This window comes from Bacillus sp. AFS037270, from assembly GCF_002585305.1.
Genome location: NZ_NUNF01000014.1, coordinates 239823 through 263614 on the forward strand (window position 1 = coordinate 239823; position 23792 = coordinate 263614).

Here is a 23792-nt window from a genome sequence, read left to right on the forward strand (position 1 = left end):
TTCTCTTTTTTTCTTTTTAATAGACTTCTACCTAAATTATACCAAAGTGATAATCTATCATGTAAAATGAAGTATATGTCTATTGGAAATAAATAGTTGGGAGAATGAAAGAATGAAATCCATCTTATTAAAAGCGGTCCTTTTAACCTGTGTAATACTCCCGGTTTGGACTCATGAAGAAGCCTTTGCGGAGATGACATGGCCATCTAAATGTGCATCATTTGGAGTGTTTACGCCTAATCAAAATCCATCTTTTCAGTACATCAACTGCTTGCTGACGAATGCAGCTCTACAAGCAAACATTCCTCCGGAAGTAGTAAAAGCAGTCGCTGCACAAGAAAGCGGCTGGCGGCAATTTGATAGTGGCAAGCCTTTAATTACCTCGGACGGCGGAATTGGGATTATGCAAATTACTAATCAATCAAGCTATGATGAGCAGAGATTGAAAGATGATATCACCTACAATATCCAGGCTGGCGTTGATATTCTAAGCAGCATGTACCAGCGTAAAGATCTTCCTAAAATAAAAGAAGCTGGCCCAGAGGTCATTGAGAATTGGTACTTTCCAGTTATGGCTTACAATGGCACAAAGCCTGTAAACAGTCCTTTGGTTCAGAAAGATGGGAGTAGAAATGCGGACGCATACCAGGAAGAAGTCTTTACCAAAATTGAACAAGATAGTTTCTTAGGGAATACCAAACTAGGGCAGTACCCTTTCAGTACAGCTGACTTTGTATATAAATCAGACAGTGCTGAAAATATTTTATTTAATAAGCTACAGTATACTCTTACTGACCAGATGCATGCTTCTCTGTCTCTTTTTCAAACGGGGAACAAGGTAGTGGTCACAATAGATGGGGCAAAATTAAGGTCAGAACCAACTACGACCTCTACAAGTTTAAAAGAGTTAGCAAAAAATACAACGCTAATCATTAATGGAGATTTAAAATATGATCAAGATATAAGCAAAGTAAACCAATTTGTCTGGTACCCTGTCAAAACGGAGGACCAAAAACTAGTTGGTTATATTCCCTCTGCTTATATTATAAAAAAACTAGAATCCCCTGTGGTCAGTCCTGTGGATGATAATGATGCAGCTGTATCTGGGAAAGCACCTGCAAATGCCATAGTAAAAATCATGAATGGAACAAAGTTGATCGGCAGTGCAACGGCTGATTCAACCAGTTCATTTAAGGCTCAAATTCCTGTTCAAAAAGCTGGAACCAAATTGACGATATCGTATAAGGATAAACTAAATGCGCTAAGTCCTTCTGTAACGTTTACAGTAGCTGATAAAACAGCTCCAGCAGCCCCGACAGTGAATTCTGTCACGAATAAGTCTTCAGAACTATCTGGGAAAACAGAAGCCAATGCAACTGTGACCGTGACAATCGCTGGAAAGGGTTATAGTCAAAAAGCGGACGGAAATGGAATATTCAAAGTTCTTATTCCTGTTCAAAATGCTGGAATCAGCATTGCGGTCTCAGCGAAAGATAGTGCGGGAAATATCGGGACAGTTCGGACTGTTACAGTTGTAAAAGCCGCTCCGAATATGCCAAGTGTGAATACAGTGAATAATAAGGCTGTGGCTGTGACGGGAAAAACAGAAGCCAATGTAACCGTGACGGTCGCAATCGCGGGAAAATCCTACACGGCAAAGGCCGATCAATATGGAAACTATAAAGTGACCATACCTGTACAAAATACAGGGACAAGTCTATCCGTCACTGCAAAAGACACAGCAGGCCGTGTAAGTGCCCCAAGAAGTGCTGCAGTCATTCGTGTTGCGCCGAACATGCCGACTGTGAATCCTGTCAGATATTTTTCTACAGCCGTGACGGGGAAAACGGAGAAAAATGTAACAGTAGTGATTCAAATCGGCACGAAGACATATACCACAACGGCCAATGCCTATGGAGATTATAAATTGACTATTTCAAAGCAACGAGCAGGAACTAAACTATCTGTATATGCAAAGGATGCATCTGGAAAGGTAAGCGCAACAAGAACTGTAACGGTGTATTGATGAATCAAGGGGTAAGTCTATTAAAAGAAGGCTGTTTTCTTTGTGAAAACAGTCTTCTTTTATTTTTTTTATCACATTTTAAAAATAGTTTTTTCTTTTCACCAAGTTTTCACCATTCTCTATTAATATTCATTACATCAGGTAACGAAAGGAGGATAAAAGAGATGAATACAATAGCAAAAAAGGGTATTTTCTGGGGAGTCATCATTGCTTCCACGGTGCTAGTGATTAATGTACTCCACTTTCTACTTGGAGGCGGCAGCGCATTTGCTAGAGGTCCACGTGGTGGACATGGTCCTGGTGGAATGGGACAGCAAGGCAGCTTTGGTCACCACCAAATGATGAATGGTGCTCACCATGGAGGAGGATTCCCTTGGTTATTCTTTATTATTGGACTAGCAGTTCTAGTTCTTTTAGTAAGATGGCTTAGAAAGAAATCGAAAGCTTCTTCAATGCAACAGTTTATTGACACATCACTTGTAGGTTCACATATACCGGTAACAAACCAAAATGCTAACATTTTGGATCAATGGGAAAAAACTATTTTAACTAAAAAGGAGAATGAATAAAAATGGGTATTTTTAAACGATTAAAAACAATTACAATGGCGGAAATTAACGGTTTACTAGATGGGATTGAAGATCCAATTGCAATGCTGAATGAGTATTCAAGGGAAATGGAACAGGAAATTGTCAAAGGTCAGAATGCTCTAGCTCGACAAATTTTTGTAGAGAAAAAACAAGCAGCACTCATTTCTGAGACCAAATTAGTAGTGGACAAGCGTACTCGTCAGGCGAAGCTGGCACTTGAGCAGGGTGACGAGGCAATGGCAAAACTAGCAGTACAAGAAAAGCTCAGCAAAGAAAACCAATTGCAAGTATATGTTGACCAATTAGCTTCGATTAAGGGGCAAACTCAAATCCTTGTTGAAAAATTGGACCAGTTCAAGGAAAACTATAACCAAATGCAACAGAAGAAAATCTTGCTAGCATCACGTGCAAATGTGGCACAGTCGATGAAACAAATCCAGAAAGTAACGGTTTCTTTCAATACGGATGATATCGCAAGAGGAGTGGCCCGTGCTGAAGAGAAAATCCTCATGTTGGAAGCGGAAGTGCAGGCAGGCAATCAGTTTGCGACTCCATTAGCTCAGTTTGATGCAGCATACGACAATTATGTGAGCGATGAAGAACTAAATAAGGAACTTGAAAAGTTGAAGGGTGAAAAGGAAAAAGTGGCCGGATTATAATTCAAGGGAGGAGCACCGCCTTATAGGGTTGGTGCTTTTCTTTCTATCTGGCAAAGAGAGGAGGATTTACATTGAGTACGACAACGTTGATTTTGATTTATTTGGGTGTAGCGTTGGTGGGGAGCATGGTTCCTTTTTTAAGGTCCTATTTTGCCCACTTCCATAACTTAGTTAACCTCGTGATCAGTGCTTGCTTGGAAGGTGGTAAAATTCATCTTTATCGGGATGGTTCAGGCCAGACAACGGGGAGTGCTGTTTTACCATTTAAAAGAGCGCTTATTTCGTATGCAGGTTACACGGGCGCTTCGGTGGCAGCGATTGGATTGCTTTATTTAGTATTGAAAGGCCACTATCATTTGGTGATTTATCTATATTTAGGGCTTAGTGTTGTTGCTTTATTGTTGTGGATTCGCAATGCCTATGGGGTCCTTTGGGGACTTTCAACTGTGGTTTTGCTGGCTTTGCCGGTCTTTTTCCGCTATGAAACGGTTTTGGCTATACCTGTTAATATTAATTTCGAAACGTTACTCGTTCATATTGGTATTTTCCTAGCATCGGTTCTATTTCTTCAATCTATGATTGGTGCGGTTCAGGTATGTAGACAAGCTTTTATGTCGAGAAGCAATCCGAAGAGGAAGGCGGTACTGGTTCAAACGAAGTTTATCCCAGCAGTTGTTTTGGGAATTATTCTGTTTGGACAGACCGTTTTAGCTGGCTACTTTTTTGCCCTTAATTTTATAAGTCTACCGTTTAGCTTGGATATGGATTTACCAAATCAACTTCTTGCTGCGAAAGATGTAATTTGGTCCACAGTTAGTGGGAGTTTGAAGTAGTAAGGGATAACCAACCACAATAGTATGGCAATTATCTCGCATTGATTGGGCTGTTTTCGGAAATGAAAACAGCCCGATTTTTTGTGATGGATTTACATTTTAAACACATATAGAATGATATTGTAAAAGAATAAAAAGAGAGCATAGTGTTAGTTGATAGATTTTATTGACGACTGGGTCGGTATAAAAATAGGTACTTGGGTAGTCAATCATGTTTATTAACGACCGAGCAAGAGAAAAAAGAATACGCAGGGTAGCCAATCGGCGGTATTGACGACTGATCAGGTGAAAAATGAGGTACTTGGGTAGTCAATCAGGCTTATTGACGACCGATCAGGTGAAAAATGAGGTACTTGGGTAGTCAATCAGGCTTATTGACTACCGAGCAAGAGAAAAAAGAGCAACCTGGGTAGTCAATCAGGCTTATTGACTACCGAGCAAGAGAAAAAAGAGCAACCTGGGTAGTCAATCAACGCTATTGACTACCGAGCAAGAGAAAAAAGAGCAACCTGGGTAGCCAATCAACGCTATTGACGACCGAGCAAAGAAAAAAAGAGCAGACAGGGTAGTCAATCGAAGTAACTTAATAGAATATAAGATCATTTTTTATTCATAATAAGACCATTGACCAAATCCTATTAAAGTATAGTTTTGTTTAAGGATTCGACTAATTTGCTTTTTAGACTCAATCACCCTGCACCATTCATAAACTATATTAGTAGTGATTTTCATATCAGGAAAAAGCAGCAATAACTCCTCTACACTCCGTAAGACAGCGGAATCAACCGTTTCCACATGACCGCATGTTTCACACACAATCTTCTCCCTTCTTTCCATCGAACAAATTAACGAGTGACACACTGCGCAAATAAAACCCTTTTGCAATCCATTATAGGTATAAGGAGGTAAGCGAGTATAGGGAGAGTATGTTTTATGCATTGAAATTAACTGATCAGCAAGCAATTTATGGCGATTAGTTAGCTGTGACGGGACTTCGTTTAATTTTTTCATAAGGCTATTAAGCTGAGAGGGGTGAATAATCGGCTCGTTTAATGGGGCTTGGTATAAAGTGAAATTGGGGTTTACAAAGGTTAAGGAATCTTCAATAGGTAATTGAAAACCAAGATTTTTAAGTGAAGGGCGGAGAAGGGATTTACTGCGTTTTAATTGATCCAAAGGATTCTTTATTTCGTCCTTATTAGATAACTTAGGATAGAAATTTCCTAATTCATATCTATAATCACCTTCAAAGTTTTTAACTTCAAATGGGTAAATCGTTTGCTGAGAAATGATTAAGGTATCAATTTGAAAAAATGATTTATTATGCTCAAGGCACAAATCATTTAAAATGTACAAATCATTTTGCAGCCTTGACGTTAACTGGTCAAAGACCAGTTCCCCCTGATATCCTTTTTCTAGGTAAGCATAATGCTGCTTGTCTTTTGAAGATAACTCCATTCGTGCGTTTAAAGAGTCCAGGGCCCTCAATTCGTGTGACTTCAATCGCTTTTTATAAGGAGGCATATCAGACTTCCTTTCCCATAATTAAAATACTACTCCACATCAATTTTACAAAAAATTACTAAATTAGTGTTTGAATACTTTGTTAACAATGATAGAATAATCGCATAAAAATTGGCAAATTAATAATTGGATTAAACCTTTAGTATATTAAGTTCATTGCCCTTTTGAATAAATATCATTATAATTAAACATGTCTAATTACTCACTTAGAATACAACGTACAAATCGTAAAAAGAGGTGAATATTATGAATTTTAATCCTGTATCTAGCAAGAAATTATATATGCAAATTTATAATCAAATTCTGTCAGAAATCCAATCGGGTTCATTTAAAATAGGTGATAAACTGCCAGCTGAAAGGGAATTATGCGAAATGTTCGGTGTAAGTCGTGCCCCTATTCGACAGGCTCTTAGCGCTTTGGAGTTAAATGGAATTATTTATTCCCGTCAAGGCGAAGGCGTTTATGTGAAAAGCAATCAACTTGCGACTGATCAATCCTTCTTTAAATCAATCACCCCTGAAGACATTGTTGAGGCAAGAATGAACATCGAGCCGCTTATTGTTAAATTTGCAGCCCAAAGAGCAACGGATGAAGACATAGAGGAGCTTCGTTCAACCATAAAACAGATGGAGGACGAAACAAGGGCTGGCGTATACGTACCAGAAACAGACGAGAAATTACATTGTGGTATTGCTAAGGCCTCTCATAATGATTTATTTATCAACATCATGACTGCTATTATCAATGCGATGAAACAACAGGAAATGTGGAAATTTATTCGTGATCGGACCGTAACTCGACCAGACTACCGGGACGTTAATTTTAGAGAACATCAATTACTTATTAAAGCGATTGAGGAGCGTAACGAAAAAGAAGCAGTGAAAATTATGACTAACCATATGCAAAATTTATATGATCGGTATTGGAAGGATTAGATGAATTAACCTTTCAAACTGTATAGTACCAATACTCTAAATTCCCCATGAAAAATAGTGATGGGGAATTTTTTTATTTTCAATTAATCTAATGTTTCTTATTCATAATGCTTACTTTTCTTATTGACAAACAAAATTAAGAAAAGTATATTAAATACATAACATCTTAGTAGACAAGTGAACAAGAAGACAAGTGAATAGGAATGAAAAACATTAAAAAAGGAGGAGATTATGAGAGCAGCAGTCATCGATAAACCATATTCGATTCGTTTGCAAAAGGTTAGTTCACCGGTAATAAAGCATGCTAATGAAGTCAAAATTCAAGTGGTCGTCACTGGAATATGCGGCTCAGAAATTCATGCTTACCACGGGACCCATCCTTTTCGAATCCCACCAGTCATATCAGGACATGAGCTTGCAGGGGTGGTTGTAGAAACAGGGTCAGAAGTCAAGGGGGTCTCAGTAGGGGATCGAGTTACAGTGGAGCCTCATTATGGATGTGGTATTTGCAGATCTTGCAAAGCTGGAAATTATCATATTTGTAAAGAAAAAAGAGTGTTAGGTACACAAGAATGGATCGGTTCTTTCGGTGAATATATCGTTGTTCCGGAAAACACAATTGTAAAGCTGCCAGATAATATATCCTATGAACAGGGAGCTATAATCGAACCCCTTGCAGTAGGCGTTCATGCTGTTAGAAAGGCTGGAGTAGGTCCCAACGATAAAATAGCTATTCTCGGAGCAGGCCCTATAGGTTTGGGTTTAATGATTGCTGCCAAAAACGCAGGTGTATCCAGGATCTACATAACAGATGCTCTAGATTATAATTTAGAAATTGCCAAAAGGCTGGGTGCCACTTCTCCAATTAATACAAATGATGAGGATGCAGTTGAAAGAATAGTGGAAGAGACAGATGGTGAAGGAGTAGATACAGTATTTATTGCTGTTGGAATTCAATCCGTCCTGAATGATTCTTTCAAGATCGTCAAAAAGAGGCGGTAAAGTATCGGAAGTTGCTCTTTTTGGAAAAAAACCAGAAATTGATATTTCTTACATTCAAAATAAAGAAATCGAATTAATTGGCTCCAACATGTATGTGAGAGAGGATTTTGAGATTGCGCTTGAGGCAATTGCAGCTAATTTATTTGATACCTCTTTGTTCATAACAAAGGTTATACCAATCGATGATATCAAGGATGCTATGAATATAGTTGACCAAAAATTAGAGAATGTTATAAAGGTTTTATTGAAATTTTAAATGTCTATATTATCGTAGCTTCAATCTTTTATGGAGAAAAAAAGAATTAAAAGTTTTTTAAACCGTCTTATGTAAGGGGTTGCAAAAATTCTAGGGAATGATAGGAGGAATTGTTTTGGATATGCTTCAATTAGAGCGTTCAACTACTAAAAAGGTTACGTTAAGATTAATTCCGTTTTTATTTTTATGTTTTACAATATCGATACTAGATCGGGTAAATATTGGATTTGCAGCACTTCAAATGAACCAAGATTTAGGTTTTTCTAATGCGGTTTTTGGATTTGGGGCAGGTATCTTTTTCCTTGGTTATTTCCTTTTAGAGGTCCCGGGCAGTGCCATTATGACCAAAATTGGACCAAGAAAATGGATTAGTAGAATCATGGTTACATGGGCTATCATTGCCATTTTTATGGCTTTTGTAAAAACGCCCATGCAATTTTATACGGCACGATTTCTTTTAGGAGTTGCTGAAGCTAGTTTTTATCCATGCATGGTATTTTATTTAAGCGGTTTTTATCAAACCAAACATCATGCAAAGGCAATTGCAGGATTTATGATTGCTATACCAGGTGCGAATGCATTAGGTTCACCACTTTCCACTTTCTTACTAGGAGTCAACTGGTTAGGATTGGAGGGGTGGCAATGGATGTTTATTATGGAAGCGATTCCAGCTGTGATTTTAGGTATCATATGCTATTTCTATCTTGATGATAAAATTGAAGATGTAAAATGGTTAAATAAAGATGAGAAAAAATGGTTAATTGATATTACAACAAAAGAGAAACTTCAAAAACAGGAAGTCAAACACTACACTTTCTTGCAGGCTTTAAAGGATCGTGATGTTTTAATCTTATCTATCGGATATTTTTGCTGGATGATTGGCTATTATGGAATTGTCATGTTTTTACCAACCATTTCAAAAGGTTTAACGGAAGCAACTTCCCTTAGTACTCAATCAATGGGTTGGGTTTTAGGGCTCATGTATGTTTGTGCTATGGTCACGATGATTCTAGTTGGTAACCACTCCGACAAAAAGAACGAGCGGCGCTGGCATGTTGCCGTATGCTTAACAACCAGTGCAATTGCAATGGTCATTAGCAGCTTGGTTGCCAATACTAGTATTGTTTTATCTTTTGTCTTTTTAACAATCGCCCTTTGTGGAGCATTTGGCGCATACTCACCATTCTGGTCGATTCCTCCATCTTTCTTAACTGAAGCAGCAGCAGCAGGGGCTATTGCACTTATTAACAGTATTGGGAATCTTGGTGGATTCTTTGGACCTTACATTGTTGGATATATTAAAGATCTAACAGGATCATTTAATGCGAGCATGGTCTTCTTAGGTGTAAGTTTGATAGTAGGCTCTTGTATTGTTGTTTTCTTAGTAAAACAGTCAGGCAAGGTTTTAAGGCCGAATGTCGAAAATAAATTGGAAAAGTCTAGTTAAATAGTTAATTAATCTGTGTCTTCTAGCTGACTCAAACCTTCGGATAACAATATTTTGTTGCCCGAAGGTTTTTTTTATATGTAAGGTCAGTTTATATGAATTTTCTAATTTATTAATTTTATAAAAAATCCGTATTGACAAATAGTAGATAGGTGATATACTGAGTCCATAAGTTAACTTAGTAGACAAGTAGACAAGAAGATAACGAGGCAAGCTTATCAAAATTGAATGAGGTGACTAGTATGAAAGATGTTGGTATTAAAGAATTAAAAGAAAAAGCGATTGAGCTTAGAAAAACTGCACTCACAATGATTCACGAGGCACAATCCGGGCATCCGGGAGGTTCCTTATCTGCGGCAGATGTAGTTGCAGCACTTTATTTTAGGGAAATGAATATTGATCCAAATAATCCCCAATGGGAAGATCGTGATCGGTTCGTTCTATCAAAAGGGCATGTTTGTCCGATCCAATATTCAGCCTTAGCTTTACGAGGTTATGTACCTTATGACACCATTTACACGTTAAGAAAGTTTGGTTCTCCATTCCAAGGACATCCAGATATGAAAAAGTGTCCAGGTATTGATATTTCTACAGGGTCTTTAGGACAGGGACTTTCTTGTGCAGTTGGTATGGCACTGGGAGGAAAAAGGGATTCAAAGGAGTATCGAGTTTTCGCTATTTTAGGAGATGGAGAGTGTCAAGAAGGCCAAATTTGGGAGGCTGCACAGAGTGCGGTTAAATATCGGTTAGATAATTTAGTTGTCTTCGTGGATGACAATGGATTGCAAATTGATGGTACAACCGAAGAAATTATGCCAAATCAAGATTTAGAAAAGAAATTCCAGGCATTTGGTTTTGAAACGAGAAGAATTGATGGACATTCTATGGAAGAGATTGTTGAAACATTAGATTATATTCGCGAAGCTAAAAACGGAAAACCAAAATGTATTGTTCTTAACACGGTAAAAGGTAAGGGAGTATCTTTTATGGAACATTCCGTTGGATGGCATGGTGTTGCTCCGAATGATGTCGAGTTTCTGAAAGCAATTGAAGAAGTAGCAGGGGGGTTAAAATAATGAGCTTAATGGAAAAAGATATTGTTGTTAAAAAAGCTACCAGAGAAGCCTTCGGTGATGAAATTGTACGATTGGGGAAAAAGAACAAAAATATTTATGTGGTTGATATTGATATTGGTAAGTCTTGCAAGACGACAGAATTTGCAAAGCAATTTCCAAATCAGCATGTAAATGTTGGTATAGCTGAACAAAATGGTGCTGGATTAGCGGCAGGACTTGCGACAACAGGTAAAATCCCTTTTGTAAGCACTTACGCAGTATTTGGTTCACTAAGAATGGCGGAGCAAATCAGACAAGAAATTTGTTACCCCAACCTAAATGTAAAAATAGCCTGTTCTCATGGCGGACTTACTCCAGCGAATGATGGAGCAAGTCATCAAAGTATTGAAGATATGGGTGTTCTAAGAACTATTCCAAATATGACGGTCATTATGGGTGCTGACTATTATTCTACTAGGAAATTAATAGAACAAGCCGCTGAAATGTATGGTCCGGTATATCTTCGTTTTACTAGAGATACAGTTCCGGTTCTATATGATGAAAATGAAGAATTTACGATTGGGAAAGCAAAGCAGATCAAGGACGGAAAGGATGTCGCAATTATTGCAAATGGTGACACCGTTTATCTTGCCTTAGAAGCAGCAAAGCAATTAGAAAAAGAAGGTATATCCGTAAAACTACTGGATATGCACACAATAAAGCCTCTTGATCGAGAAGCGGTCGTTGACTGTTTAAATATTGGAAAAATCATTACAGTTGAAGACCATAATATTTTAAATGGTCTAGGAAGTGCGGTATGCGAAGTTGTTGCTGAAGAAGGCATGGGGATCGTGAGAAGAATTGGGGTTCAAGATCAATTCGGGCAGTCGGCCCCATATGAAAAGTTGTTAGAGCTTAATGGTATTACAATCGAAAATATTGTCACTACAGCAAAAAATTTAGTCAAAAACTAATAAATTATCGAGGAGAGAAGAAACATGTTTGAATTAGAAAATAGAGTAGCGATCGTTACAGGCAGTGGTTCGAAAAAGGGGATTGGACGCACAATTGCTTTAACCCTAGCAAAACAGGGGGCAGCAGTGGTTATCGCTGACCTTAATATGGACGGAATTCAGGATGTCGTTAATGAGATTAAAGAAGCTGGCGGAAAAGCTTTAGGAGTTGAATTAAATGTAACCAGCAAAGAATCGAATGAAGCCATGGTAGAAAAAGTTCTACAAACCTATGGCAGAATTGATATCCTTGTCAATAATGCTGGAATTTCACAAAAAGTAACAGTTCAAGATATGACCTTAGAGGACATCAACCGAGTATTTAATGTGAACATGTTTGGACTGTTCTTATGCACCCAAGCCGTACTAAAAACGATGAAAAATCAAAAGTATGGCCGAATCGTAAGTCTTTCCTCCGTTTCCGCCAAACGAGGAGGCGGAGTATTTGGTGGACCGCACTATTCTGCTTCAAAGGCTGCCGTATTAGGATTTTCTAAGAATCTTGCTCGTGAAGTTGCTCTTGATGGAATCACCGTAAACTGTGTGGCACCAGGTCTTGTTAATACAGACATTTGGAAGTCCCTTCCTGAAGAGGAAGCAAAGAAAGTGATCGACGGAATTCCAATGGGAAGACCAGGTGAGACTGAAGAGATTGCGGCAACTATTGCTTTCTTAGTTTCAAAAGAAGCATCCTACATTACAGGAGAAGAAATTGATATTAATGGCGGGTCACACATGGATTAATTTTATCCTTACTGTACAGGCATTCCAGTTAGGAATGCCTGTGTAATTTCAATGAACACTACAGAGGAGTGGTTGATATTAATTTTAATCCAGTGGCCAGTAAGAAATTATATATGCAAATTTATCATCAAATCCTTTCTGAAATCGAATTGGGTTCATTTAAAAAAGGTGATAAACTGCCTGCCGAAAGAGAGCTGTGCGAACAATTTGGTGTAAGCCGTGTTCCCATTCGCCAGGCCCTAAGTGCATTAGAATTGAATGGGATTATCTATTCCCGTCAGGGCGAAGGAGTTTATGTAAAAAATAATCAGATAACCCTTGATCATTCTGAATCTGCTATTTTTTTTAAATCGATCTCCCCAGAAGATATTGTGGAAGCAAGGATGACAATAGAGCCGCTCATTATAAAATTTGCAGCTGAAAGAGCAACGGATGAAGACATTGAGGAACTTCATTCGACGATCGAAGAGATGAAGAAAGAAACCATGGCTGGTGTTTATGTACCAGAAACAGATCACAAATTACATTTTAGTATTGCAAAGGCCTCTCATAATGACTTATTTATTAACATTATGGCAGCTATAAGTAATGCAATGAAACAACAAGAAATGTGGGAATTTATTCGAGATCGTACTGTCACACGACCGGATTATCGAGACACTAATTTTAAGGAGCATCAACTACTTATACAAGCCATTGAGGATCACAACGCAAAAGAAGCAGTCGAAGTCATGAATAAGCATATGAAAAACTTATATGACCGGTATTGGAAGGATTAGACCTATTAAGTTTTCAATCCTAACTCGTATTGACAACCCTTACATGCAAGGATATACTTAATGCAAAAAAGGGAACTTAGTATACAAGTAGACAAAGGTATAGGGAGCGACTATGCAGAAATTTTCTATTTATATAATAGAAGAATATGAGAGTCGCCATATCTATTTGTGTTGACGAAGTCAGTTGAATTTTTTTGGAAGCGTTTGATGTATGGGTTTACAAAAGTTTAAATACTAGTAATTTTAAATCTTTCTTAGGGGAACTATCTATTAAAGGAGAATTTAATTCCCTGTAACCTTTAATGAGATGATGGCTTGGAATAAGGAAGGGACAACAACATAAGGGGGAATTATTTTGGATCAACTTGCACTAGAGCGTTCAACTACTAAAAAAGTTACGTTAAGATTAATTCCATTTCTGTTTCTTTGTTTTACAATATCTATACTTGATAGGGTGAATATTGGGTTTGCTGCCCTGCAAATGAATAAAGATTTAGGCTTTTCAAATGCTATTTTTGGATTTGGAGCAGGAATCTTCTTTATTGGTTACTTCCTTTTAGAAGTACCAGCCAGCGCAATGATGGCAAAGGTAGGAGCAAGAAAATGGATTAGTAGAATCATGGTGACATGGGCCATCCTTGCTATATTAGTAGCTTTCGTAAAAACACCTATGGAATTTTATATTGTACGGTTTCTGTTGGGAGTTGCTGAAGCTAGTTTTTATCCATGTATGGTTGCTTATTTAAGTGGTTTTTATCAAACGAAACATCATGCAAAAGCGATCGCAGGATTCATGTTGGCGATTCCTGGTGCGAATGCATTAGGTGCTCCACTCTCAACCTATTTGCTGAGTATCAGCTGGTTTAGTTTGGCTGGGTGGCAATGGCTGTTTATTTTGGAAGCGATTCCGGCACTTATCTTAGGTATTATATGTTTTTTCTATCTTGATGATCAAATTGAAGATATAAAATGGTTGAACAAAGACGAGAAAAAATGGTTAATTGATGTTACAACAAAAGAGAGACTTGAAAAACAGCAGGTAAAACACTATACGTTCTTACAGGCTTTAAAAGATCGTGATGTTCTTATCTTATCTGCAGGATATTTTTGCTGGATGGTTGGCTATTACGGAATTAATATGTTTTTACCAACGATTTCAAAAGGTTTATCTGAGGCTACTGCATTAAGTAATCAAAGTATTGGTTGGATTTTAGGACTTATGTATGTTTGTGCCATGATAACTATGATTCTAGTTGGGAATTCTTCAGACAAGAAAAACGAGAGACGCTGGCATGTTGCCGTATGTTTATCAATAAGTGCGTTTGCCATGATTATTAGCAGTTATATTTCCAATACAAACGTTACGATTTCATTTGTATTTCTAACCATTGCTCTATGTGGAGTATTTGGGGCATACGCTCCATTTTGGGCAATCCCACCTTCTTTCTTAACTGGAACTGCAGCAGCAGGAGCGATTGCTCTCATCAACAGTGTGGGAAATCTTGGTGGATTCTTTGGACCTTACATTGTGGGCTATATTAAGGATACAACAGGATCCTTTCATACTAGTATGATTTATTTAGGTGTCAGTATGATTATAAGTTCTCTTATTGTTGTTTCCTTGGTAAAGCAGTCAGGTAAGGCAGAGAGCAAGAGTATCGAATATAAATTGAAAAAATCTAGTTAAGAAAATCTGTCATTACAGGATTTAAACATTCAATAAAATTCTTAAGTTGCGTATGAGGTGTATTGGTCATGAAAAAACTAGGGGTCCTAACAAGTGGCGGCGATGCCCCGGGAATGAATGCTGCTATAAGGGCAGTCGTAAAAGCAGCAAGTCACTATCATGTGGAAGTAATGGGGATACAGGGCGGATTCCAAGGTTTAATTGATGGTAAAATTCATAAATTAACATCCCAAGAGGTAGAAGATATTGCCGATCGTGGCGGAACGATTTTAAAAACGTCACGATCCTTAGAATTCATGGAGGAAACAGGACGAAAGAAAGCATTTAGTATATTGAAAAATTTGGATATAGATTCCTTGATTGTCATAGGTGGGGAAGGATCTTTAAAAGGAGCCGAAAAGTTACATAAACTAGGTATAAATGTGATCGGAATACCTGGAACCATTGACAATGATTTAGCTTATACAGATTATTCAATAGGATTTGATACCACTTTAAATACGGTATTGGAGTGTATCGGTAAAATTAAAGATACTGATTATTCTCATGATAAAACAACGATTGTCGAAGTAATGGGAAGATATTGCGGCGATTTAGCTTTATATTCTGCTTTAGCAGGTGGAGGAGAAATCATCTCTACTCCAGAAAGACCATTAGATTTATATTCCATCTGTTCAAAATTACGTTTTAGAATGAGTAGTGGAAAAAATGATAATCTCGTCATCGTTACAGAAAGAATGTATGATTTGCAGGACTTGCAGCACTACATTGAAAAGAAGTTAAACATTAGTGTAAGAACTACCTCATTAGGGTTCATCCAAAGAGGGGGAAATGCATCTGCATTTGATCGGGTATTAGCAAGTAATATGGGCGTTAAGGCAGTGGAACTGTTGATGAATGGATATTCGGGTCTAGCTGTTGGAATGAAAGAAAATAAAATGATTCATAAAGAACTTGGCTACGTAAATTCCGAGATAACGGATAAGCAGGATAAATATAGTTTACTAGAAAAGCTTTTAGGTTAGAAAAGTATATCCCTTTATTGTTGTGTGGATCAATAAGTTTTTATTTAACAAAAGTTAAGGGGGAAGCGAATGATGGGCGAGAAACTAATTGAAAAACAAGGTACGATTATATGTCAAGTGTGTGAAAAAGTAATTGACATTGTTGAAAGTACAGAAGGCGTTAAAACGTGGTATGGAAAGTGTCAGGATTGTTCCGAGGAGAAGAAAGAAGATTAACGTTAATGGACTGTTGGAGGAGAGTAAAATGAAAGTAGCGATTGCATCTGATCATGGTGGTATAAATATCCGTAATGAGATCATCTCATTGCTAGAAGAGATGAAAATTGAGTACTTAGATTTAGGGTGTGATTGTGACACCTCTGTTGATTATCCTGATTATGCTATTCCTGTTGCGGAAAAGGTAGCAAGTGGTGAAGTAGAACGAGGTATCTTAATTTGTGGAACGGGGATTGGAATGAGTATTTCGGCAAACAAAGTAAAGGGAATACGCTGTGCACTGGTGCACGATACGTTTAGTGCTAAGGCAACAAGAGAGCATAACAATTCCAATATCTTAGCGATGGGAGAACGTGTCATCGGTCCAGGCTTAGCCCGCGATATCGCGAAAATATGGTTAACAACCCCTTTCGAAGGCGGCAGGCACGCAAATCGTATCAATAAAATAAAGGAATATGAAGCGAGGGGACGGTTCTCTTGCTTCCTCCAAAGTTAAAAACAAACCCCCTTTCGCTAATTCGGCGAAGGGGGTTTTGCTATTTAACTTCCTTTATTCTTTTTGGGCGTCTAATTTCGAAGCACAAGAACCGTCCCCATGCTCCCATGCTCCCACCCACTTATGCTGCTTTCCTTGCAGCGGCTTCCCTCTGTCTTGTTTCCGGGAAGGTCGCGACTAGGAAGATGTATAAGCTTGAGGCAGCGATGAAGAAGATCATTGCTGGTGTGTATCCGGAAGAGCCTAGGATAAAGCTCCAAATAATTGTTGCGATGGTTTGGCCTGCGTAGGCAATGGCCCAAAATAATCCAAACATAATTGTCAATCTTTGTGGAGTCATCCCTTTTAATTCATGAGGTAGATTCAAAAAGATTGGGTACTGGATATACATCGCAAATCCAGAAATCGAAATAAGCGTATAAGATAAGAGCGGAATTTTATTAGCGAAAACAATCGCAAGAGCAAACGTTCCTACCATGACAATTCCTGAGAACAGAAGGGTAGGCTTCCGCGGTACCCCTTTATTCCCAATTGTAATCCCGGCAAACGTACCAAGAATACCAAATCCTGAAATTAACAGGTTCGTCACAGATCCATTTAATAATGTATATTGGTCAAAAATCGCTTTAAAGCTCACGAGCGATAATACATACAGAGTTAAAAAGGAAGCAAACGCCAGGCCATAGCGCCAGAGGAATCCATCCTTGAGCGCATCTTTGTAACCATACTTTTCTGTTTTTTCACCCGTTTCTTTTGTCTCAAAGTTCTCCGCTTTCCAAAGCCAGCCGATAAAAAACAAAATCGTTAAAGAAGCAAAAAACGTTAACGTTACACGCCAATTGGCTACCAATTGCTTGGCAAAAACCGTGAATAATACAGCCACAATAAAGGCACCTGCATTATAGGCGACCGTATTGGCGGCATTAATGCGCAGCTTTGTTTTTGAATTTTTTACATAGTGGGCAACGATTGGGTTCATGTAGACAATCACCATCGAGCCCCCTACGGCCATGACCATCCGAGCGACTGTATAAGCCCAATAATTAGGCAGATAAATCGCGACAAGCCCCATCATTAACAGGCCAATCGCCGTGCCTGCTGCTTTTCTTGGTCCTAATTTCATGAGTACGATCGCTGCTAAAATGTTGGCAAATACACGCGCTGTCGTAATCGAATAGTTCACTAATTGAGAAATAATCGGATCGACCGGTCCACCGAAAAATGTTTCGGTTATTTGGGGTGTTAAGGAAGAACCCGCCACCCAGTTCATGGCAAAGGTTACATAGGCCAGCCATAAAACTGCCATCATAAAATAACCTTTTTTGGTATGATTTATCGTTTCCATATTTTCATCTGCTTTCATTAGAGATTTTATCTCTGGCAAAGGGTCTATTTAAATTACAGGTTTCATTGTTTCCTTTAATACAGTAACTGAGTGATTAAATTGCTGTTTTTCTTTTTCATTTAAGTCGATTTCGATAACTTCACGGATTCCGCCACGGTTAATGACAGCTGGAACGCCGATAAACACATCTTGTTGTCCATATTGGCCATCTAGATAAGAAGATACCGTTAAGATACAGTTTTCATTATTTAAAATCGCCTTTGTAATTCGAACAAGAGACATTCCAATTCCATAGTAGGTAGCGCCTTTTCGTTCGATGATATGATAGGCCGCATCACGGACGTTAACGAAAATTTGCTCTAGGCATTCTTTGTTTAGTTTTTCGGCTGGAAGTTCTTCAAGTCTTTCCACACCTACTGAGGCGCGGCTCCAAACCGGAAGTTCTGTATCTCCGTGTTCACCAATGATATAAGCATGAACATTCCGTGTGTCCATGTTAAAATGCTGGCCAAGCGCAAAGCGGAGACGCGCAGAATCTAAGACAGTTCCAGAACCAATTACTCGCTCTTTTGGCAGACCAGACTCTTTCCAAGTCACATAGGTTAAGATGTCGACAGGGTTTGTTGCGACCAAGAAGATGCCGTCAAAGCCACTGGCCATGATGTTTTTTACGATTTCTTTAAAGATTTTTGTGTTCTTTTCGACTAATTGTAATCGGGTTTCACCTGGCTTTTGCGCCAATCCTGCTGTAATAACAACTAAGTCCGCAGTTTCACAATCTTGATAAGAGCCGCTCCATACGTTGATAGGGGATGGAGCAAATGGGATTCCGTGGTTCAGGTCCATTGCTTCGCCTTCTGATTTTGCCTCATTTACATCTATCAGAACTAACTCTTCAGCTACTCCTTGATTAATCATTGAATAGGCATAGCTGCATCCGACTGCACCTGTTCCAATTAAAACTACTCGATTTACTTTCTTATTTCTGTTTTCCATGATGATCTCTCCCTTTTATATGAAATTAATAAAATGATATAAGCTAAATTCATGATGTAATTATTAATTAATAACTTGACGATGTTAGTATATCACTTGATTGTGAAGTTTTTCACAATAAATGTGACGTTAATATGAACCTTTTGTTGAAAGCCTTTACAAGTAGCACGGGGACGGTTCTCATGCCTCGGAAGCATGAGAACCGTCCCCGTGCTTCCTTTTCACCAAGTTTTCACTAAACTCTATTAATATTCATTACATAAGAGAACGAAAGGAGATAAAAGAAATGAATACAAAAGCAAAAAAGGGTATTTTCTGGGGAGTAATGGTTGCTTCTACCGTATTGGTGATCAACGTACTCCACTTTCTATTAGGAGGAAGCAGTACGTATGCTAGAGGTCCACAGGGTGGACATGGTCCTGGTGGAATGGGACAGCGCGGCGGATTTGGCAGAGGCCACCAGATGATGGATGGTGCTCACCATGGCGGCGGATTTCCTTGGTTATTCCTTATTATTGGACTAGCTGTTCTTGTTCTATTAGTAAGATGGCTTAGAAAAAAGTCAAAAGCTACTTCCATGCAGCAGTTTATTGACACCTCACTAGTAGGTTCACAAATTCCAGTAACAAACCAAAATGCTAACATTTTAGATCAATGGGAAAAAACTATTTTAACTAAAAAGGAGAATGAATAAAAATGGGTATTTTTAAAAGACTAAAAACAATTTGGCTACTATGGGGATTTGGATTACAAAGGATTAAGTAATAGATTAAATGCTTCACTTAAGAATGCCACCTTATTGAACTAACTGCCCATTATATACAGTATCCTTTTCAAAACATTGATATGGTGCACCCTTTATCATTGTTTATATGTAACCATAGAAGAGCGTTTAAGGACTTGACTTGGAGCCTCTGTGGGCATGATTGATCTTGAAAGGCTGAAGCCGTTGTTTCATCAGGCATGCAAGCCTATCATACCCACCCCTCCAAGTAAAGTCCTATCTCAGTTTACGTTGAAAACTATAATTACTTACTAAATATAATAAGTAAATAAAGTTAGAAAATATGCTGTTGTTGTTTCGTTATTTACGATGAATACAGTCAAAAATCATACTATATATAATGGCAGTTTAGTTGAATAAAGTGAAAGACAATTTTACGAAAAATTTTAGGCAGAATATGATTTCGATTGAAGGAAAATACTATGCAAAACAATAAAAGGGAGATTTTTCTATGGACACGATCAAACCAATTAAAGTTGGTTCTACAAAATCAGACCTAAAAGAAGAACTAACCGCAGCCGAAATGGGGAAACTGTGGGCGACTTATATGGGAAACAGCATGGCAAAATGCATTATAAAGTATTACCTTCAACATGTTGAGGATGAAGATATTAAAGCATTATTAGAAAACGCATTAAAATTAAGCACAGAGTTCTTAAAAACCACGGAAGAGATTTTCAAGAAAGAAGATTTCCCAATACCAAAAGGTTTTTCGGAACAAGAAGACGTTAATCTTGGTGCCCCTCGGTTATTTCAAGATGAATATTATGTACACTATTTAAAGTATGCTGCAAAAGCGGGAATGAGTATTTATAACGTTGCTATACCACTTGTTTATAGGAGGGATGTAGAAGAGTTTTTTATTTATTGTATGGATTCCACGATGGACTTGATGAAACAAATCAAAGAAATATTAATGAATAAAGGTTTAATCATTAAACCACCTATTATTCCCGTTCCCGACAAAGTTGAATTTGTAAAGCACCAATTTTTAAATGGTTTTTTTGGAGATGTAAGACCCTTACATGCATTAGAAATTACCCATCTTTACGATAATATTGAAAATAATGTGACAAGCAAGGCACTGATAATGGCATTTAGTCAAGTGGTTAAATCTGAAAAGATACGAAATTTGTTTTTAAAAGGCAAGGATTTTACTCATAAACACGTTGAAAACTACATGGCAAAACTACATAAAGAAGATTTACCTACACCATCATTTCTTGACCATTTGGTCACCAAATCAACATTTTCTCCTTTTTCGGATAAAATAATGTTATTCCATAAGGCGGATATGTTTTCCATGAAAATTAGGGCTTATGGAAACTCTGCGGCTGTAGACGGTAGACACGATATTGGACTCATGTATACAAAGTCATTAATGACTATAGCACAATTTGTTGAAGAAGCAGCAAAAATAATGATAGAAAACGGTTGGATGGAACAACCACCATTTGCAGTTGATAGAAATTTGTTAGCCAACGATGAGTAACCCTTTCCAAATTTAGTAATAATTTAACATTTGTTTTTTTTAAAATCCAAAAGAAAAAGGTTAGACAAATGTGAATCCAAAAGAAAAATTAATATGGAGTATAGCCCTTCCAGGGTTTGGTTAATTACTTAATGGGAAATACCTCAAAGGGATTCTCTTTATTTCATTAGAATTTGTGATTAATGTTGCTCTCATTTTAATGAATTAATCATGCTTAGTTTTAACGGTGAAATTGAAAACGCCATTGACCATACAAAATATCAATGGCTTATGTTTTATCCATGTGTTTACTTTTTTGCGATGTGGGACGGTAAAAATCTTTGGGATATTGTTAGGGACTGTGTGGTTTCCTATGTTAAGTGTAATTCCTGGGGTTATTATAGGTTTACTGTCTTTTCGTATAGAAAAACTTATTAAGAAACATGCACTAGAAAAAATATAAATAATATATTGGAGATATCCCGTTTGAATGCTTGAGGAGGATATCATGAAACCTATGCTACCTATTGAAAAATATTTCGGTGAGTTAGAACTAGTTTATGCATTTTATGGCGCTATGCCTACAGGTGTTAGTGTTTCGGAAACTGGTCGTATTTTCATTTGCTTTCCGAAATGGGGAGACGATGTTAAATTTACGGTGGCGGAAATTATTGAGGATAAATTGCAGCCTTATCCTAGTTTAGAAACCAATTTGGTAAACCAAGGGAGCGTCACAATGTCATTCATTAGTGTCCAAAGTGTAGTTGCTGATGGAAGGGGTACACTTTGGGTATTAGATACTGGTGCACCAAATTTTTCTGAACCTATTAAAGGGGGGGCAAAATTAGTCGCTGTTGATTTAAAAACAAATACAATAAGAAAAATATATACCTTTACAGAAGATGTTGTCCTGCCCACAACTTATCTGAATGATGTCCGATTTGATTTTCGTGTTGGAGAAGCAGGTTATGCATATATCACGGATTCTTCTTCTAAAGGACCAGGAGCTATTATAGTAGTAGATTTAGAAAATGGAATTGCGTTTAGACGGTTAAATGGAGCAAAATCAACCTCACCCGATCCCTATTTTTTACCGAAAGTAGAAGGTGAAATTTTGATGAATCGAAACAAAGATGGTTCAACTTCTCCATTTAGACTGGCTTCTGATGGTATAGCCATTTCTCCCGATGGAAAGGTTTTATTTTTTTGTCCACTAAGCAGTCGTCATCTGTTCTCAATCTCAACAGAGGCCCTAAGAGACAGAAATATACCGGACACGGACTTACTATATCATGTTGAGTATTGGGGGGAAAAAGGGGCGTCTGATGGAATGATCACCGACGCAAAAGGAACTGTTTATGCTGGAGACTATGAAAACAATAGTATTCGAAAGATATTGCCGAATGGCACAATGGAAACAATCGCACATGATCCGAGAATTTTATGGGCGGATACTTTTTCCATTGGTCTGGATCAATATTTATATGTCATTGTGAACCAATTACATCGGCAAGCAAGATTTCATTTTGGAAAAGACCTACGACAAAAACCTTATAGTTTACTTCGTATCAAAATTGATGAATTACCTGCTCCTACCTTTTCATAATAAAAATAGTCAATTAATTGTTTTCATTATAAAGGGTAAAACAAATACGAGTATGCAAGAAGTATTAACCTTATTTACTTCTGCCAAATAAACTCAAAATGGTTTATTAGGAACAGTTTATTTGGTCAGTGTTAAACTGTTCCTGTAAATTTTTTATAATGTCGGTAAGTTCAATGCTGTATTGATATTATTTAAATCCAAATTGGTTCAATTTCCCTCTCAGTTAAAAATTTAGGAATTCGTTTTCCTTGTTTAGGTTCTTTGATTTTCGCAGCAGGATTTTTAGCTTAATGCCCTTCCTCGTGTGACCAACGAAATATTGATTTAATGAATCGAATTCGGTGAGCTAAACTCGATGGTTTTAAGTGTTCGCTTGATTTTGTTAAGTATCCCTTTAACTGTTCGATTGTTACTGATTCAATATTGACATCGTTAAAATATTGGATAAGTAGCTTAGATTGGAGCTTAAAGTCTGCGGAGAAAATCCTTCAATCCTCTCTTCCGATTCATATAGTTCCCAGGCTTTTGATAATAACAAAATAATCCCTCCTTGATCGTTGTATTAGAGGAATTATTGCCTTGGATATAGAAATGAAAACGTAAGATATTCAACTATCGGGGCAGGTTAGAGATATTCGTATTAAACTGAGGGAGTTAAAGAAGAATAATTCATCAAATAAATAATGATAATATGGTTGATATTGTTGTTTTTAAAAACGAGGTGTTCCTCTTGGTGAAGCTATTTATAGTGACGGTTATATTAGTTCTTTTAGTTGCCCTCAAAATGCCCAGAAAAAGAACTAGGCACGAGTTACTAGCTACAATACAGTTTGCATTGTTAATGAATTTTGTAACTGATTTGTATCTTGATTTAAAGTACAAACTTTACTGGTATTTTGATAAAGAAAAAATAGAGTGGTTGTACCTAGTTGTAGCCCTTGGTGAGATTGCTGTATTGGTTATTATTTATAATTATTTTCCCCTGAAATCTAATGCCATTAAGAAATTTATATATATCTTGGGATGGACCTGCATTCTTGTATTACTTGAATTGTATGCAGTTTATATTAGAGTTTTACATTATGGTGAATGGAATATAATCTATTCGGCGGTGGTTTATTTTATTTCAATGTACATCCTTTATTTCGTATTAGACTACACGGCGGATAGAAGAGAAACTCAGTAATAAAATCGCAATTTCTTCTTGAACTAAAGGGGGTTTTAGTTGAACAAGTATCTCTATTTAGAACACAAGAAAAACACCGCGAAAACACGGTGTTTTTTAATATTATTCCGTCTGCT

24 protein-coding genes and 1 pseudogene are annotated in these 23792 nt (G+C 37.5%); 21 read left to right on the plus strand and 4 right to left on the minus strand.

Annotation, left to right across the window (positions count from 1 at the left end):
- The first annotated feature begins 112 nt into the window (after positions 1-112).
- The 4 genes from COD92_RS07810 to COD92_RS07825 all read left to right on the plus strand — a co-directional run bounded on the left by COD92_RS07810 (position 113) and on the right by COD92_RS07825 (position 4108).
- Positions 113-2026, plus strand: a complete 1914-nt coding sequence (locus COD92_RS07810; RefSeq protein ID WP_098996119.1) for an Ig-like domain-containing protein — start codon at positions 113-115, stop codon at positions 2024-2026.
- A gap of 164 nt (positions 2027-2190) precedes the next feature.
- A complete protein-coding gene (locus COD92_RS07815) occupies positions 2191-2595 on the plus strand; it encodes a hypothetical protein (protein WP_098996120.1) in 405 nt (134 codons plus the stop codon).
- A 2-nt stretch (positions 2596-2597) separates the two neighbouring features.
- Entirely contained in the window at positions 2598-3275 is a 678-nt protein-coding gene (locus tag COD92_RS07820; RefSeq protein ID WP_098996121.1) for a PspA/IM30 family protein, read from the plus strand.
- A gap of 71 nt (positions 3276-3346) precedes the next feature.
- Positions 3347-4108 (plus strand): M50 family metallopeptidase, encoded by a 762-nt coding sequence (locus COD92_RS07825; RefSeq protein WP_098996122.1) that lies wholly within the window; start codon positions 3347-3349, stop codon positions 4106-4108.
- Between the two features lie 606 nt (positions 4109-4714).
- On the opposite strand, the gene COD92_RS07830 is transcribed toward COD92_RS07825, so the two are convergent.
- Positions 4715-5632: a nuclease-related domain-containing protein gene (locus tag COD92_RS07830; RefSeq protein ID WP_098996123.1), complete on the minus strand. Its 918-nt coding sequence runs from the start codon at positions 5630-5632 to the stop codon at positions 4715-4717.
- Positions 5633-5878: 246 nt separating this feature from the next.
- On the opposite strand from COD92_RS07830, the gene COD92_RS07835 reads away from it, so the two are divergent.
- From COD92_RS07835 to rpiB, 12 genes are all read left to right on the plus strand, one after another.
- Positions 5879-6568, plus strand: a complete 690-nt coding sequence (locus COD92_RS07835) for a FadR/GntR family transcriptional regulator (RefSeq protein ID WP_176541253.1) — start codon at positions 5879-5881, stop codon at positions 6566-6568.
- Positions 6569-6799: 231 nt separating this feature from the next.
- Positions 6800-7570 (plus strand): zinc-dependent alcohol dehydrogenase, encoded by a 771-nt coding sequence (locus COD92_RS07840; protein WP_255295257.1) that lies wholly within the window; start codon positions 6800-6802, stop codon positions 7568-7570.
- Entirely contained in the window at positions 7536-7826 is a 291-nt protein-coding gene (locus COD92_RS32720; RefSeq protein ID WP_255295258.1) for a hypothetical protein, read from the plus strand. Before COD92_RS07840 ends, COD92_RS32720 begins: the two co-directional genes overlap by 35 nt.
- Before the next feature lie 115 nt (positions 7827-7941).
- A complete protein-coding gene (locus tag COD92_RS07845; RefSeq protein WP_098996124.1) occupies positions 7942-9273 on the plus strand; it encodes an MFS transporter in 1332 nt (443 codons plus the stop codon).
- 224 nt (positions 9274-9497) lie between these two features.
- Positions 9498-10349 carry a transketolase gene (locus COD92_RS07850; RefSeq protein WP_098531257.1) on the plus strand — a complete coding sequence of 284 codons (852 nt, stop codon included), beginning with the start codon at positions 9498-9500 and terminating at the stop codon, positions 10347-10349.
- The gene (locus COD92_RS07855) at positions 10349-11302 is read left to right on the plus strand and encodes a transketolase family protein (RefSeq protein WP_098531256.1); all 954 of its coding nucleotides are present in this window, start codon (positions 10349-10351) and stop codon (positions 11300-11302) included. The genes COD92_RS07850 and COD92_RS07855 overlap by 1 nt, the downstream gene beginning before the upstream one ends.
- Before the next feature lie 24 nt (positions 11303-11326).
- Positions 11327-12085 carry an SDR family NAD(P)-dependent oxidoreductase gene (locus COD92_RS07860; protein WP_098531255.1) on the plus strand — a complete coding sequence of 253 codons (759 nt, stop codon included), beginning with the start codon at positions 11327-11329 and terminating at the stop codon, positions 12083-12085.
- Between the two features lie 68 nt (positions 12086-12153).
- Positions 12154-12864 (plus strand): FadR/GntR family transcriptional regulator, encoded by a 711-nt coding sequence (locus COD92_RS07865; protein ID WP_098531254.1) that lies wholly within the window; start codon positions 12154-12156, stop codon positions 12862-12864.
- 355 nt (positions 12865-13219) lie between these two features.
- Positions 13220-14551, plus strand: a complete 1332-nt coding sequence (locus COD92_RS07870) for an MFS transporter (protein WP_098531253.1) — start codon at positions 13220-13222, stop codon at positions 14549-14551.
- Between the two features lie 68 nt (positions 14552-14619).
- Positions 14620-15576, plus strand: a complete 957-nt coding sequence (gene pfkA, locus COD92_RS07875; RefSeq protein ID WP_098531252.1) for a 6-phosphofructokinase — start codon at positions 14620-14622, stop codon at positions 15574-15576.
- Positions 15577-15648: 72 nt separating this feature from the next.
- Positions 15649-15792 carry a GapA-binding peptide SR1P gene (locus COD92_RS31525; protein ID WP_141561084.1) on the plus strand — a complete coding sequence of 48 codons (144 nt, stop codon included), beginning with the start codon at positions 15649-15651 and terminating at the stop codon, positions 15790-15792.
- 28 nt (positions 15793-15820) lie between these two features.
- Positions 15821-16288: a ribose 5-phosphate isomerase B gene (rpiB, locus tag COD92_RS07880; RefSeq protein WP_098531251.1), complete on the plus strand. Its 468-nt coding sequence runs from the start codon at positions 15821-15823 to the stop codon at positions 16286-16288.
- Positions 16289-16409: 121 nt separating this feature from the next.
- Here rpiB and COD92_RS07885 read toward each other — a convergent pair whose 3' ends face one another.
- Both COD92_RS07885 and COD92_RS07890 read right to left on the minus strand, forming a co-directional pair.
- Entirely contained in the window at positions 16410-17651 is a 1242-nt protein-coding gene (locus COD92_RS07885) for an MFS transporter (protein ID WP_098996125.1), read from the minus strand.
- A 30-nt stretch (positions 17652-17681) separates the two neighbouring features.
- Positions 17682-18629, minus strand: a complete 948-nt coding sequence (locus tag COD92_RS07890) for an L-lactate dehydrogenase (RefSeq protein ID WP_098531249.1) — start codon at positions 18627-18629, stop codon at positions 17682-17684.
- Between the two features lie 286 nt (positions 18630-18915).
- On the opposite strand from COD92_RS07890, the gene COD92_RS07895 reads away from it, so the two are divergent.
- The 4 genes and pseudogenes from COD92_RS07895 (at position 18916) to COD92_RS07910 (ending at position 22490) form a co-directional block, all read left to right on the plus strand.
- Entirely contained in the window at positions 18916-19323 is a 408-nt protein-coding gene (locus COD92_RS07895) for a hypothetical protein (RefSeq protein WP_098531248.1), read from the plus strand.
- Positions 19324-19864: 541 nt separating this feature from the next.
- Positions 19865-20905, plus strand: a complete 1041-nt coding sequence (locus tag COD92_RS07900; protein ID WP_098531247.1) for a DUF3231 family protein — start codon at positions 19865-19867, stop codon at positions 20903-20905.
- 70 nt (positions 20906-20975) lie between these two features.
- Positions 20976-21347: pseudogene (locus COD92_RS32725) on the plus strand (hypothetical protein).
- 45 nt (positions 21348-21392) lie between these two features.
- Positions 21393-22490: an L-dopachrome tautomerase-related protein gene (locus COD92_RS07910; protein ID WP_098996126.1), complete on the plus strand. Its 1098-nt coding sequence runs from the start codon at positions 21393-21395 to the stop codon at positions 22488-22490.
- A gap of 409 nt (positions 22491-22899) precedes the next feature.
- Here the strand turns inward: COD92_RS07910 and COD92_RS33295 are convergent, their stop codons facing one another.
- A complete protein-coding gene (locus COD92_RS33295) occupies positions 22900-23028 on the minus strand; it encodes a hypothetical protein (protein WP_306418564.1) in 129 nt (42 codons plus the stop codon).
- A gap of 195 nt (positions 23029-23223) precedes the next feature.
- Between COD92_RS33295 and COD92_RS07920 the strand changes: the two genes are divergently transcribed.
- Positions 23224-23676 (plus strand): CBO0543 family protein, encoded by a 453-nt coding sequence (locus tag COD92_RS07920; RefSeq protein WP_098531245.1) that lies wholly within the window; start codon positions 23224-23226, stop codon positions 23674-23676.
- Positions 23677-23792: the final 116 nt, after the last annotated feature.

Coding starts and splice junctions, on each gene's coding strand:
- COD92_RS07810 (WP_098996119.1), top strand. CDS start 113: ATGAAATCCATCTTATTAAAAGCGGTCCTTTTAACCTGTGTAATACTC.
- COD92_RS07815 (WP_098996120.1), top strand. CDS start 2,191: ATGAATACAATAGCAAAAAAGGGTATTTTCTGGGGAGTCATCATTGCT.
- COD92_RS07820 (WP_098996121.1), top strand. CDS start 2,598: ATGGGTATTTTTAAACGATTAAAAACAATTACAATGGCGGAAATTAAC.
- COD92_RS07830 (WP_098996123.1), bottom strand. CDS start 5,632: ATGCCTCCTTATAAAAAGCGATTGAAGTCACACGAATTGAGGGCCCTG.
- COD92_RS07835 (WP_176541253.1), top strand. CDS start 5,879: ATGAATTTTAATCCTGTATCTAGCAAGAAATTATATATGCAAATTTAT.
- COD92_RS07840 (WP_255295257.1), top strand. CDS start 6,800: ATGAGAGCAGCAGTCATCGATAAACCATATTCGATTCGTTTGCAAAAG.
- COD92_RS32720 (WP_255295258.1), top strand. CDS start 7,536: ATGATTCTTTCAAGATCGTCAAAAAGAGGCGGTAAAGTATCGGAAGTT.
- COD92_RS07855 (WP_098531256.1), top strand. CDS start 10,349: ATGAGCTTAATGGAAAAAGATATTGTTGTTAAAAAAGCTACCAGAGAA.
- COD92_RS07860 (WP_098531255.1), top strand. CDS start 11,327: ATGTTTGAATTAGAAAATAGAGTAGCGATCGTTACAGGCAGTGGTTCG.
- pfkA (WP_098531252.1), top strand. CDS start 14,620: ATGAAAAAACTAGGGGTCCTAACAAGTGGCGGCGATGCCCCGGGAATG.
- COD92_RS31525 (WP_141561084.1), top strand. CDS start 15,649: ATGGGCGAGAAACTAATTGAAAAACAAGGTACGATTATATGTCAAGTG.
- rpiB (WP_098531251.1), top strand. CDS start 15,821: ATGAAAGTAGCGATTGCATCTGATCATGGTGGTATAAATATCCGTAAT.
- COD92_RS07885 (WP_098996125.1), bottom strand. CDS start 17,651: ATGAAAGCAGATGAAAATATGGAAACGATAAATCATACCAAAAAAGGT.
- COD92_RS07890 (WP_098531249.1), bottom strand. CDS start 18,629: ATGGAAAACAGAAATAAGAAAGTAAATCGAGTAGTTTTAATTGGAACA.
- COD92_RS07895 (WP_098531248.1), top strand. CDS start 18,916: ATGAATACAAAAGCAAAAAAGGGTATTTTCTGGGGAGTAATGGTTGCT.
- COD92_RS07900 (WP_098531247.1), top strand. CDS start 19,865: ATGGACACGATCAAACCAATTAAAGTTGGTTCTACAAAATCAGACCTA.
- COD92_RS07910 (WP_098996126.1), top strand. CDS start 21,393: ATGAAACCTATGCTACCTATTGAAAAATATTTCGGTGAGTTAGAACTA.